The 12,846-nt window shown below is 50.5% G+C and carries 12 protein-coding genes; 5 read left to right on the top strand and 7 right to left on the bottom strand.

The features are described from left to right. Positions 1 to 62 precede the first annotated feature (62 nt). The 3 genes from ispG to FIM25_RS13445 all read left to right on the top strand — a co-directional run bounded on the left by ispG (position 63) and on the right by FIM25_RS13445 (position 4,904). Entirely contained in the window at positions 63 to 1,175 is a 1,113-nt protein-coding gene (gene ispG / locus FIM25_RS13435) for a flavodoxin-dependent (E)-4-hydroxy-3-methylbut-2-enyl-diphosphate synthase (RefSeq protein ID WP_139450342.1), read from the top strand. 3 nt (positions 1,176 to 1,178) lie between these two features. Continuing rightward, the gene (gene proS / locus FIM25_RS13440; RefSeq protein ID WP_139450262.1) at positions 1,179 to 2,690 is read left to right on the top strand and encodes a proline--tRNA ligase; all 1,512 of its coding nucleotides are present in this window, start codon (positions 1,179 to 1,181) and stop codon (positions 2,688 to 2,690) included. 63 nt (positions 2,691 to 2,753) lie between these two features. Continuing rightward, positions 2,754 to 4,904 carry a RelA/SpoT family protein gene (locus FIM25_RS13445; protein ID WP_139450265.1) on the top strand — a complete coding sequence of 717 codons (2,151 nt, stop codon included), beginning with the start codon at positions 2,754 to 2,756 and terminating at the stop codon, positions 4,902 to 4,904. Between the two features lie 111 nt (positions 4,905 to 5,015). On the opposite strand, the gene rpmB is transcribed toward FIM25_RS13445, so the two are convergent. The 5 genes from rpmB to FIM25_RS13470 form a co-directional block, all read right to left on the bottom strand. Further along, complete coding sequence (gene rpmB, locus FIM25_RS13450) at positions 5,016 to 5,207, bottom strand: 50S ribosomal protein L28 (RefSeq protein WP_139450344.1); 192 nt, start codon at positions 5,205 to 5,207, stop codon at positions 5,016 to 5,018. 194 nt (positions 5,208 to 5,401) lie between these two features. Beyond that, the gene (locus FIM25_RS13455) at positions 5,402 to 6,067 is read right to left on the bottom strand and encodes an outer membrane protein assembly factor BamD (protein ID WP_179953372.1); all 666 of its coding nucleotides are present in this window, start codon (positions 6,065 to 6,067) and stop codon (positions 5,402 to 5,404) included. Positions 6,068 to 6,183: 116 nt separating this feature from the next. Continuing rightward, positions 6,184 to 7,107, bottom strand: coding sequence for a thioredoxin-disulfide reductase (gene trxB, locus FIM25_RS13460; RefSeq protein WP_139450270.1), 924 nt, complete (start codon positions 7,105 to 7,107; stop codon positions 6,184 to 6,186). A 7-nt stretch (positions 7,108 to 7,114) separates the two neighbouring features. Beyond that, positions 7,115 to 7,444 (bottom strand): thioredoxin, encoded by a 330-nt coding sequence (gene trxA / locus FIM25_RS13465; RefSeq protein WP_139450273.1) that lies wholly within the window; start codon positions 7,442 to 7,444, stop codon positions 7,115 to 7,117. A 222-nt stretch (positions 7,445 to 7,666) separates the two neighbouring features. Beyond that, positions 7,667 to 8,878, bottom strand: a complete 1,212-nt coding sequence (locus FIM25_RS13470; protein WP_179953373.1) for an EAL and HDOD domain-containing protein — start codon at positions 8,876 to 8,878, stop codon at positions 7,667 to 7,669. A gap of 175 nt (positions 8,879 to 9,053) precedes the next feature. Between FIM25_RS13470 and purN the strand changes: the two genes are divergently transcribed. Further along, positions 9,054 to 9,827: a phosphoribosylglycinamide formyltransferase gene (gene purN, locus FIM25_RS13475; RefSeq protein ID WP_139450346.1), complete on the top strand. Its 774-nt coding sequence runs from the start codon at positions 9,054 to 9,056 to the stop codon at positions 9,825 to 9,827. Here purN and FIM25_RS13480 read toward each other — a convergent pair. After that, a complete protein-coding gene (locus FIM25_RS13480; RefSeq protein ID WP_139450278.1) occupies positions 9,824 to 11,014 on the bottom strand; it encodes a TraB/GumN family protein in 1,191 nt (396 codons plus the stop codon). The genes purN and FIM25_RS13480 overlap by 4 nt on opposite strands. 41 nt (positions 11,015 to 11,055) lie before the next feature. After that, entirely contained in the window at positions 11,056 to 11,970 is a 915-nt protein-coding gene (locus FIM25_RS13485) for a tetratricopeptide repeat protein (RefSeq protein ID WP_139450280.1), read from the bottom strand. A gap of 169 nt (positions 11,971 to 12,139) precedes the next feature. On the opposite strand from FIM25_RS13485, the gene yedF reads away from it, so the two are divergent. Beyond that, complete coding sequence (gene yedF, locus FIM25_RS13490) at positions 12,140 to 12,748, top strand: sulfurtransferase-like selenium metabolism protein YedF (protein ID WP_139450283.1); 609 nt, start codon at positions 12,140 to 12,142, stop codon at positions 12,746 to 12,748. Positions 12,749 to 12,846 lie beyond the last annotated feature (98 nt).

Raw genomic sequence — 12,846 nt, forward strand, 5'->3', positions numbered from 1 at the left:
TTAGCATCCTGCCTTTAAATATAGAAAAACGGCATTGCCGCAGGGAGTTTTTTTTGGAAAACATGGAATCTTCCACTGCTGTGACCATTCCGATGCAGCGCAGGCTGACCAGGAAACTGCAACTTGGATCTGTGGAACTGGGGGGAGACGCTCCCATCAGCGTGCAGTCCATGACCAATACCCTCACAGAAGATGTGGCTTCCACCGTCGCTCAGATCCAGAAGCTTGGCGAAGCCGGTTGTGAGATTGTCCGTGTGGCTGTTCCCCACATGGAGAGCGCCAGAGCTATTTCGGAAATCAGAAAACAGACGGATCTTCCCCTGGTGGCGGATATTCACTTTGACCATCGGCTTGCTCTGGCTGCTGCGGATGCTGGATGTGATGGCCTGCGCATTAATCCCGGTAATATAGGATCAGAAATCCATGTACGGGAAGTGGTGGCAGCGGCAAAGGACAAAGGACTTCCCATCCGTATCGGTGTGAATGGCGGTTCCCTTGAGAAGGATCTGATGGCCCGCTATGGGGGGGCTACTCCTCATGCCATGGTGGAAAGTGCCCTGGGGCATGTGGCCATCCTCGAGAAACAGGGCTTCGGGGACATAAAAATTTCCCTGAAGGCTTCGGATGTACCGAGAACCGTGGCTGCTTACCGGCTTTTGTCAAAACGCTGTGACTATCCGCTGCATGTGGGGGTGACAGAAGCTGGGGGGCTTTTTCCGGGAGTGGTGAAAAGTGCCCTGGGTATAGGTATGCTCCTGTCCGAGGGTATAGGAGATACCCTGCGGGTTTCTCTGACCCGTGATCCTGTGGAAGAGGTGCGTGTGGGCTTTGAGATTCTTAAAAGTCTGGGCTTGCGGCAGCGGGGGCCGGATATCATTTCCTGTCCCACCTGTGGCCGCACCCGCATTGATCTTTTTTCCATTCTGGATGCCGTGGAAAAGCGGCTGATGGGAGTTATGGCACCGATAAAGGTGGCCATCATGGGTTGTGTGGTCAATGGGCCGGGAGAAGCCCGTGAAGCGGATGTGGGCATTGCCGGGGGTATGGGTAAGGGTATACTTTTCAGAAAAGGTGAAGTCGTCCGCAAGTGCCGTGAGGATGAGCTGGTGGATGTGCTGATGGCGGAAGTGGCAGTTTTGGAAGAAGAATGGCGTAAAACCGTAAAAACAGGATGAAATATGGGCCAGAATAAAAAAACGGCGATCACGCCGACACGTATGGAAGATTATCCGGAATGGTATCAGCAGGTGGTGAAAGCCTCGGACATGGCAGAGAATTCACCGGTGCGGGGCTGTATGGTGATCAAGCCCTGGGGTTATGCTCTCTGGGAACGGATGGTGGCGGTCCTTGATGGTATGTTCAAGAAAACCGGGGTGAAAAATGCCTATTTTCCCCTGTTTATTCCTTTAAGTTTTTTGGAAAAGGAAGCAGAGCATGTGGAGGGTTTTGCCAAGGAATGTGCCGTGGTGACCCATCATCGCCTTGAAGCCGGACCCAATGGCGGCCTTGTTCCGGCGGGCCCCCTTGCGGAACCCCTGATCGTGCGCCCCACATCGGAAACCATCATCGGTGACTCCTTTTCCCGCTGGGTGACAAGTTACAGGGATCTGCCTTTGCTGATCAATCAGTGGGCCAATGTGGTGCGTTGGGAAATGCGGACCCGCACCTTTTTGCGTACCAGTGAATTCCTCTGGCAGGAAGGCCATACGGCCCATGCAACAGCCGAAGAAGCCGTGGAGCGCACGCGGACCATGCTGGATATTTATGCGGATTTTGTGGAAAACTGGCTGGCGGTTCCGGTAATCCGGGGTGTAAAGACAGCTTCCGAGCGCTTCCCCGGTGCCGTAGAGACTTTTTGCATTGAAGCCATGATGCAGGACAGAAAGGCCCTTCAGGCCGGTACATCCCATTTTCTGGGCCAGAATTTTGCAAAGGCTTCGGATATCCGCTTTCAGGGTTCAGACGGTGTGGAATCCTTTGCATGGACCACTTCCTGGGGTGCATCCACCCGTATGATAGGTGGTCTCATCATGACCCATGGTGATGATGACGGAGTGATCATGCCGCCTAAGGTGGCGCCTGCCCATGTGGTGCTTCTGCCCGTTTTCCCCAAAAATGCAGATCCCGAAGCCATTCTTGCCTATACACGGGAGACGGCGGATCTTCTTCGCCTTGAAAACTATGGAGGCAGATCCCTTGAGGTGGAGATTGACAGCCGGGATATGCCGGGTCGAAACTGGGACTGGATCAAAAAAGGTGTTCCCCTGCGTCTTGAGATGGGTCCGAGGGATATGGCCGAAGATGCGGTGTTCATGTTCCGCAGGGATACGGGCGAGCGCTGTGCCGTTAAAAGGGTTGATCTTGCAAGGGTTGTGGCAGAAACACTGGATGCCATTCAGAAGAATTTGTATGACAGGGCACTGGCCTTTCAGAAGACCCACACCTGTAATATGGATGATAAAGCAGTTTTTTACGATTTCTTTACGGCAAAAAACCCGGAAAAACCGGAAATTCACGGGGGCTTTGCCATGGCCCACTGGTGCGGGGATGCGGCCTGCGAAGAAGCCATAAAAAAGGATCTTGCCGTTACCATACGCTGCATTCCCCTGGATGCTCCTGAAGAGGAGGGAAGCTGTATTTTCTGTGGGGAAAAAAGTATGGGGCGGGTGGTTTTTTCCAAATCCTACTGATGCTGAATAGCTGCTAAAAAGGGTTGCCTGAACGGAACGGGGGATAGAAAGAGACGGAAGGCCATGATTCGTATTAACGATATCATTGACAGTATTCTCGATTATGATCCGGATGCAGACATTGATCTGGTGGAAAGGGCCTATATTTATTCAGCCCGGGTCCATGATGGCCAGGTCAGGCTTTCCGGTGAGCCATATCTGACACATCCCCTTGAGGTTGCTGGCATTCTGGCGGATCTCCGGTTGGATGTGATCAGCGTGGCTGCGGGTCTTCTCCATGATGTGGTGGAGGACACCCATGCCACGGAAGAGGAAATCCGGCAGATGTTCGGTGCGGAAGTGGGGCATATTGTGGCGGGAGTCACAAAAATCAGTAAGCTTCCCTTCCAGACTTCCGAGCACAGACAGGCGGAAAGTATCCGCAAGATGATTCTGGCCATGGCCGATGATATCCGTGTGATTCTGATTAAGCTCACGGACCGCCTGCATAATATGCGAACCCTGCATTTTCATAAGAAGAAAGACAAGGCCATGAAGATATCCCAGGAAACCTGGGACATCTATTCCCCCATAGCCGCCCGGCTGGGGATGTACCAGCTGAAAAATGAGCTGGACGATCTGGCTTTCCGCTACCTGAAGCCCGAGGCCTATGCCGAGATTGAGGCGGGCATTGCCAAAGACAGGGAAGAGCGTGCAAATTATGTCGATGAGGTGCAGGAGATTATCCGTAAGCGCATGGACGAAGTTGGTCTCCCTGCGGATGTGACGGGGAGGTATAAGCAGATTCCCAGCATCTATCAGAAGATGGTGCAGCAGAAGCTTAGCCTTGATGAGGTTTATGATCTTACGGCATTCAGAATTATCCTGAACACTGTGCCCCAGTGTTACGAAGCTCTGGGGGTGATCCATTCCCTCTGGCGGCCTCTGCCCAAGAAGTTCAAAGATTACATAGGTATGCCCAAACCCAATATGTACCAGAGTCTGCATACCACTGTCATTGGTCCCTATGGGGAGCGTATAGAAGTGCAGATACGGACCTGGGATATGGATCGGGTGGCCAAAAGCGGTATTGCTGCCCACTGGAGTTACAAGGAAGGAAAGAGTGCGGATCCCAATATTGCCCGGGCCTTTGCATGGATACAGAATCTTGTGGAAAATCAGGAAGAATACCGGGATCCTGATGAGTTTATGGAGAATGTGCGCATTGATCTTTTTCCGGACGAGGTCTATGTGTTCACTCCCCGGGGAGAAGTGAAGAATCTTCCCAAAGGGGCCACGCCCGTGGATTTTGCCTATATGATCCATACTGAGGTGGGTGAACAGTGCGCCGGGTCAAAGATCAATGGTCGCATGGTGCCCCTCAGTTATGAAATGCGTAATGGTGATATTGTTGAGATTATTACGGCCAAAGGACACACGCCCAGCAAGGACTGGCTGAACTTTGTTAAAACCGTACGGGCGAAGAACCGTATCCGCCAGTGGGTGAAAAACCAGGAAAAGGAGCGTTCCCTTTCCCTGGGCCGGGAGCTTTGTGAAAAAGCTTTCCGGAAGCAGAAGCTGAATTTCAACTCTCTGGTTAATACTGATACCATGCTGGAGGTGGCGCAGTTTTTTAATTTTAAAACGGTTGAGGATCTTATAGCCAATGTTGGCTACGGGAAAATCACCCCGTTGCAGGTCTTGCGCAGGTATGCGCCTTCGGAAGAACCGGAGAAAAAGACATCTTCTTTTATTCAGAAATTAATTCCGGGCCGTAATCGACGCAAACCCAAGGGAGAAGGGGTAGTGGTCAAGGGGCTGGATGATATCCTTGTACGTTTCGGCAAGTGCTGTCAGCCCGTTCCCGGAGATCCTGTCATGGGTTATATTACCCAGGGACAGGGAGTCAGTGTGCATCATAAAAACTGTCCCAGCATAAAAACCCTGAATCCGGATCGTTATGTGGATGTGGACTGGGCCGGAGAGCGTGCTGAATATTATCCTGTCCGTATACAGGTTCTTTCCAATGACAGGATGGGCCTGCTGGCGGATCTGGCAACGGCTGTCACTAAAACAGGAGCCAATATTCTTTCTGCCCATACGGAAACCGGTGAAAGTATGGATGTGACGACTTTCTTTACTGTAGGTGTAACGGGAAGGGAGCTGCTGGAGAAGGTGATGGGTGCCCTTTTGCGTATCCGTGAAGTGACCGATGTGCGGCGTATGGATCTGTAGCAGTTTTTTTTAAGGCAGATGATTATGTAAAAAAGGGTCTCTGGAAGTTATTTCCAAGGACCCTTTTTTGATTGTTCACAGGTATGGCAATCAGCCTGTCAGCCCCTAAGATCAACCTTTTTTGGTGACCCGGCCTGATTTGATGCACTGGGTGCAGACCTTCATACGCTTGAGGCCACCATTATGAACGGCACGCACGCTCTGAAGATTGGGGTTGAAACGACGCTTGTTCACGTTGTGGGCATGGCTGATGTTGTTGCCGACCATGGGTTTTTTTCCACAGATATCACATTCTTTGGACATGATGAATTCTCCCTGCTGATAGAAAATACGGATAAGAATGCATGGAATCATGCAGGCATATATCCGCTTTAGATTTTAATTTTCCCGGATTCCGGTCCTTAAAGCGGAGGAGAGGCCGGATAAGATACCAAAACCATAACCCAATACACCAAGGCGGGATGGAAGTAAAGGGCTGTGTGGTATTTAAAGTTAAGTTACTCTTTTTCAGCTTTTTCCAGAACCTGGCTGATTTTCTTCAGAAGAAGTCTGCCCTCTTCGGCCTGGGGTGTTTCAGGATAGGCGTTTATCAGGGTTTTTAGCCTGGCTTTTGCCGCAGTAAAGGCTTTGGTTCTGAAATAATAGCTTGCAACAGAGAGTTCTGCACCGGCAAGGCTTTCACGGCAGTGCTGGATTTTTTCTCCCGCCTTTGCCGCATAGGGAGAATTTGCATAGTCTTCCTGCAGTCTCAGGAATATATAAAGGGCATTTCTGGCGGCTGTCTGGTCTCTGTCAATGCTGTCCATGCGTTCAAAATGGCACATGGCCAGCTGGAAAACCGCCCTGGGCGTTTCTTCATTGTTTGGATGCAGGCGTTCAAATTCTGCGTAAACAACGGCTGCTTCTGCATATTCCTTAAGTGCATAATGGGAGTCTGCAATGCGGATGGTGGCTTCTGTGGCGTGCTGGCTGAAGGGATACCAGTCCCGCAGGCGCTGGAAGCTTTCCAGGGCACGGCGGTATTTTTCATTTTCAAAGGCATCCCTGCCTTCAAAGAGAAGTTCCGGAGCTGTTTTTTCCGGTTTTTTACCGAAAAGACCACATCCTCCAATCAGGGTGCATAGAAAAATAACTAAAAGGATGGAAAAAAAATTTGATTTCATGATTCCCTGAAAAAACATTTGGGGTGCCCGGCAGGGTGGCCTGCGGTTTTTCAACCTGCCCGTTAGGCCGCCCTGGAAATCCATGGCGGCGGAAATCTGCCTTTCAGCCATTTTTTTCAGGCTGTGATGTAGTGCTCTGCTGCTACAGCGGCTATGGCGGCGTCGCCTATGGCGGTTGCCACCTGTCTCAGGGGCGTGTTGCGCACGTCTCCACAGGCAAAGACCCCCGGTACCGAGGTTTCCATTCGTTCATTGACAATAATAAAGCCGTATTCGTCTGTGGCCAGGGTGTTTTTGATAAATGAGGTATGGGGCGTGATGCCTATCCAGATAAAGCACCCATCCGCAGGCAGCCTGCTGACTTCTCCGGTTTTGACATTGCGTATGCTTACTGCTTCCAGCCCCCGGTCTCCCCCGAGTATGGCTTCCGGAACAGAATCCCAGACCATGGTGATTTTCGGGTTGGAAAGGACCCTTTCCTGAAGAATACGTGTAGCCCTTAGCTGATCCCTTCGGTGGACAAGGAAGACTCTGTCCACAAAGCGGGTCAGGTAAATGGATTCTTGGACTGCGGTATCTCCACCGCCAATGGCCACAACGGTTTTTTCCTTGAAAAAGGGTGCATCACAGGTGGCGCAGAAGGAAACACCCCTGCCGTAATACTCATCTTCTCCGGGTATGCCCAGTTTTTTTGCAAAGGCTCCTGTGGCAATTATCAGGGTTTTTGCATAAAGGCTTTTGTCCGTCAGCACCACTTCCTTGACATCCCCTTCCGGGCGGATGGCTACAACTTCCTCATATGCCGTTTCAAGGCCAAAGGTGTTGGCCTGGGCGGTGATACGTTCGGCCAGCTCAGCTCCGGCAATGCCTTCGGGAAAACCGGGGTAGTTTTCCACCCAGTCCGTGATCATGATCTGCCCGCCGGGAATCATCTTTTCTATGAGCAGGGTTTTCATGCGGGCCCTGCAGGCATAGATTCCGGCTGTAAGACCCGCAGGTCCCCCTCCGATGATGATAAGGTCGTATGTGTTTGCATCCATGGATGTTTTATCCGATCATCTGGTTCAGAAGCTCTTCAATTTTGGGTTTGGCCATCATGCCTGTGACCTGTTCCACCATTTTACCGTCTTTAAAGAAAATCAGGGTAGGAATGGCTTTGACATCAAATTTTCCGGGAGTAATGGGGTTGTCATCCACATTACACTTGGCAATTTTTGCCTTGCCTTCAAATTTTTTTGCCATTTCCTCGATAATAGGTGTCATGGCTCTGCATGGACCGCACCAGGGAGCCCAGAAGTCAATGAGGACCGGCTTGTCTGACTGAAGAACCTCTTTTTCAAAATCCGCATCGCCAATTTCAAGAACACCTTCTGCCATGGAGTTTCTCCTTTACTGATATCTTTTTTGTAGGAAGAAACGGACTGAAAAACAGCCCGTTTATTTTAATTACAGGCTACTATAGGGGCCGGTTGGCACCTTGTCAATGAAGCCCGCCAGGGTTGCATGGTGGCGCTGCCTGTTTCCTTAACAGAGCATATATTTTCCGGAATGTTACATACCTTATTCAAAAATTCAGAGCCTGACCTTCTCTTCAGTTTTTTAAGTTGCAGTCAGATTTCTGCTCCACTCACAGGCTTCCAGATAAAGTCCCGGAACAAGGGTTTCCGAAAGATTGATGGCGGCAAGGGCTTTGGGTACCTGATCCCACGAGCCCTTTTCATAGGCCTCGGCCAGATTGAGGAAGGGATAAAGGGGACCGGTTTTTTCCAAAAGGGCTCTTTCAATATCCTTGGAAAGGGACAACTGGCCAAGAATTTTATCCATGGGTTCATCAAGGATGGCATCGAGAAGGGAAAACATACCTAAGGTAAAAAGCTGGCTGGAGAGTCCGGGTTTTTCCGTTGCCACTCCCAGACGCTCACAGAACCTTGCCCTGATGCAGGAGGCCTTCATCAGGGCCTCGGGCTTGTTGCCGCATAATTTTGTCAGGGTAATGATGGCTATGAAACGACGGATTTCATCGGTTCCCAGTAGCACAAGGGCCTGCCTGATGGATGTGATTTCCCGTATCCTTTTGAAAAAGGCGGAATTGATGTAGCGTAAAAGGGTGTAGGCAATGCCCACGTCCCTATGGATCAGGGCCTCAATGCGGTCAAAATCCATATCCGGTATAGCGCTTTCTGCGGTTATCTGAAGTAGGTTGAGGTATTGCCCCTGAATCTGGCGGCCCCTGAGAATTTCCGGTTTGCAGAAAAAATATCCCTGAAAAAGAGAAAAACCCATGGAGACTGCCATGGCAAACTGCTCATAGGTTTCCACCTTTTCCGCCAGAAAAATGGGTTTTCTCTTTGTTTCCAATATCATGAAGTCTTTGATTTCTTCCGGAGATGTATTCATAAAATCTATTTTTATAATATGGGCGATTTCAACCAGTTCTTTCCATTCAGGAGTATAGATGAAATCATCCAGAGCCAGCACATAGCCCTTGTCCGCCATTTCCCTGCATGCCTGAATGATTTCCACCGTAGGGTGCACGGTTTCAAGGATTTCCACCACCGTATTCTTTGAGGGCAGCATCAGGGGGATTTTTTGTAGCAGAAGGTTTTCCGTAAAATTGATAAAGGCTTTTTTACCTTCCGTAAGGGTTTGCATGCCTATATCCATGAAGCTGTTGGCAATTAGCTGGTAGGATGCCAGATCTCCGTCCATTTCAGGCATGGCATTGTTCATACCGTTGCGGAAAAGCAGTTCAAAGGCAACTATCTGTTTTTTATGATTGAAGATGGGTTGTCTTGCAACAAAGGTTTCCATGGCGGCCTCATTTGAAGATAAGGTGCGTTTTTTCGTATGTCTGGAAAAAAATATGATAATCGGATATGGATTCCGCCATGAACCGTAAGCGGATAAATCATGCATGATAGAAAGATATAGCAGTGTGGATTCTTTTTGTCATCTGCTTCTTGGGATCGCTTGTGAAAGGTTAATGATGAAAAAAAAACTGGGGCTTGCCATTCTATTGTCCGGAGGCGGCAGTAACGCCCAGGCCATCATGGATGCATGCAGAAGCGGTGTCCTTAATGCCGAGGTCCGTATTGTGGGGGCAGACCGGCTGAGTGCAGGGGGGCTGGACCGGGCTGCTGATATGGGTGTGGATCATTTTGTAGTTGATTATAAAAGCATACTTCAGGATAAAGGAGAAGCTTTCGCCTGTCCTTCGGATCTGGATCTTGGGGATATTTTGAAAAAACAGAATCTTTTTCCCTCAGATAGTGAGCCTGAAAAGGTAAGGCATTTTTTTATGCGCAGGGCTGCTGCGGAAAGGATGCTGCTGGATGCTCTTCTGCCTTTTGAGCCGGATCTCATTGTTCTGGCAGGTTTCATGCGTACCCTTTCCCCTTATTTCATAGACAGGGTTCAGAAGCCCGGGGAGCTGCCTAAGATCATGAATATCCATCCTGCCCTGCTGCCTGCCTTTCCCGGTACGGACGGATATGGAGATACCTTCAGGCATGGATGCAGGGTGGGGGGCTGTACGGTGCATTTTGTGGATTACGGCGAAGATTCCGGACCCATAGTGGGGCAGGCTGCCTTTCCCATTATGCCCGGAGACAGTCTCGAGGATGTGAAGCGCAGAGGCCTTGGGGAAGAATGGAAGCTGTATCCTGAATGTATAAGCCTGTACGCCGAAGGCCGTTTGGCTTTGGAAAACCGGCCCCAGCGCAGTGGGGCCGTCCGCAGGGTGGTGCGGGTGCTTTCCTAGCCCAGAAGCCGGAGCATAAGGGGCAGGGCCACAAAGGTGCCCACAGAACTGCCAAGGTTGGTGAAGACCACCACCAGAAGAATCCTTGTGGCTTTATTTTTCCAGAAGCCCTTAAGGCTTGTGATGTCCTGATTTAAGTTCTGGAGGTCTGCCACACAGGGTTTTCTGAGAAAGACTTCCGTGAGTCCGGCCACCCATCCCGCAGCCACCATGGGGTTGAGGGAGGTGAGGGGGGCTGCAACAACCGCTGTGAGTATGGTGAGGGGGTGTGCCATGGAGGCTGCAGCACCGATACCGGCAAAGATACCGTTGGCAATTACCCAGAAGGCAATCATTTCAATGCCCGTATCCTTTCCCCCGAAAAAAAAACCTGCGGCAAAGATCAGAAGAATGATAGCAGGAAGCAGCCATTTGAGGATCTTTCCGGTTTTCCCCGGCGGAGGCGTGGTTTCCAGGGGAGCTGTGTCTATGGTTTTTTCCCAGTAATTGACAATGCCAGGAACATGCCCGGCACCTACCACGGCTACAATGTTTTTACCCGGAGCCGTCCGTATTTTTTCCGCAAGATACTGATCCCTCTCATCAATCAACACCTTCTGAAGAACAGGGTGGGCACCGGCCATTTCTTCCATGAGGGAAGCCATGGCATCTTTGTTTTTCAGGCGTTCAATTTCTTCTTCTTTAATGGTATCCGCCTCAAAGCCGGAGCCCAAGAGCTGAAAAATCAGTTTGCTTTTGGCAAAAAAGCCCATTTCCCCCCAGATCCGGGCCAGGGTTATGCGTACTTCCCGGTCTGCCAGATGAATGGCGGCCCCGGTTTTTTCAGCCCCCTCAATGGCCCGGAGCATTTCTTCTCCGGGGCGTATATCCATGCGGTCGGCTATGCGTTTTTGAAAAGCTGCAAGCATGAGGTTGGATAGCAGCAGAAAGGCCTTTTTTTCCCGGATGACCTGAAGGATATCCATGTTCTGCCAGCGGTCCGGAGACCGGATGGATTCATATCTGGATGCGCAGAGTTCCACGGCCACGGTGTCCGGTTGGTATGCCCGTATGGCTTCTTCAACTTCGTCGGCGCTCTGCCTTGAAACGTGGGCAGTGCCTATGAGGTAGATGGTTTTTTCTCCGTGATGGAGAAGGGTGAGATTTTCGCTTTCGTATGTATCCTGTGCAGGTTCAGCAGCGCTCATGTTTTTTCCAATACTTAAAAAAAGTTCAAGGGTTGGGGAATTCAGTCACAGGGACCAGCAATGGCTCTGCCGGCCAGCCATGTTTTGATGAAGTGCAGGGAGAGGCTTGTGTCTGCACCGCTTTTTTCTGAAAGCTCCATAAAAAAAGCTTCATGTTCTGCCACTTCATGGGCCGCTCCGGTCAGTGCCCATATTTCCATGGCCCTGCGGGCGGCATCATAGGCTTTAAAGTCATTTCCAAGCAGGGATTCACAGCGGGCAAGGGCCATGAGGTCCGATGCCGTGGCTCCGAAGCGTCCTGCTGCTTTGTCCAGAGCAAGGGCCTTTGTAAAGGCTTCTCTGGCTTCCTCAGCCCGGTTCTGTTCAAGGATGATCTTTCCAAGAGTGAAATATAACCCTGCTTTTTCATCGGGGCCTGCCCCATGAAGTGCAGTTTTGAGCAGCTCTTCAGCCTTTTTCTGCCGGGTGGAAAGATCCAGAAGCCTTGCTTCCGGTCTTTTGAATACAGGAAAAGCCTCCCTGTCTGCAATCTTTTCCATTAAGTATGCTGCTTTATCGGGTTGGTCCATATCAAGAAGCAGGGAAATCCGGTTGGCAGAACTTAACATTTCAAGGTCCGTTTCACCAAGGAGGGCTGCACGCTGTCCGGCTTCTTCATAGCAGGCAAGGGCATCCTCATACTGATGGCGCATGCGGAAGGCATTACCCAGGTTGTTTAAGGCAAGGGCTGTGCCATAGCTGTTGTCTGCGGCGGTGTATCCCTCCAGTGCCGCCTGATAATGCCGGGATGCCAGCAGGTAGCAGCCTTTATGATAGGCGGCATTACCCTGACGCACGGAGCGGTGGGCCTGCTGTTCCCATTCCGGTATTTTCGGCATTTCTTTTTTACCGCCGCAGGCTGGCAGAAGAATAAAAAAAACAAGGATGGCTAAGGCTGGCAGATTGTATTTTTTCATTTTACTTCCTTTACTGTCATGGTGGCGGAAGAAAGCCTAAGCTGGTATTTTAAAATTCTGTTTGTCTGAGGTTTATTTCAGAATTTTTTATCTTGTATCAAAGGGTGGTCTTTGACAAAAGAATTTTTCTCTTGATTTGATATCATTATAAAGATGGCATGGAGGGGAGATGAACATGAAAGAGCTGGATTGCAGGGGGCAGGCATGTCCCCAGCCAGTACTGATTACCCGGAGTTTTCTTGTGGATCATAAAGATGCGGAGGATTTTCGAATCCTTGTTGATAATCGGGCCGCAGCGGAAAATGTGAAACGGTTTCTGGAAAATGCCGGTTTCGGCTGTGTGCTGGAGGAAGCTGGAACAGATTTTTTAATTGTTTCCCGGAGCGGGTTGCCGGAGGCTGTACCGGAAATCAGGGAATCCGAAAAACAGGAGGGAGGGAAAAGAAGAATCCTTGTGTTGCTGACCGCAGACCGCATCGGTGATGGGGATGTGGTACTGGGAGCCGCACTGATGAAAAATTTCATCCTTACCCTGAAGGAGCTTGGGGATGATCTCTGGCGGATTGTCTGTCTCAACGGTGGGGTAAGGCTGGCCGTTAAGGAATCTCCTGTGCTCACTGCCCTTAAGGAGCTGGAAGAAGAGGGCGTTGATGTTCTTGTCTGCGGCACCTGTCTGGAACATTATGGCCTTACGGAAGAAAAGGCCGTTGGCAGCACAACCAACATGCTGGATATTGTGACGGGTTGTGGGGTTGCAGACAAGGTGATTTCCTTTTGAGGCTTGCATACTTTGGCTCATCGCTTCGACAAGCTCTGGCTTCGAGAGCCTCAGCCAGAGCCGGTTGGAGAGAAGAAGAAGGTACCTTCTCTGCCCAT

The sequence above is a fragment of the Desulfobotulus mexicanus genome (assembly GCF_006175995.1).
Taxonomy (GTDB): Bacteria; Desulfobacterota; Desulfobacteria; order Desulfobacterales; family ASO4-4; genus Desulfobotulus; species Desulfobotulus mexicanus.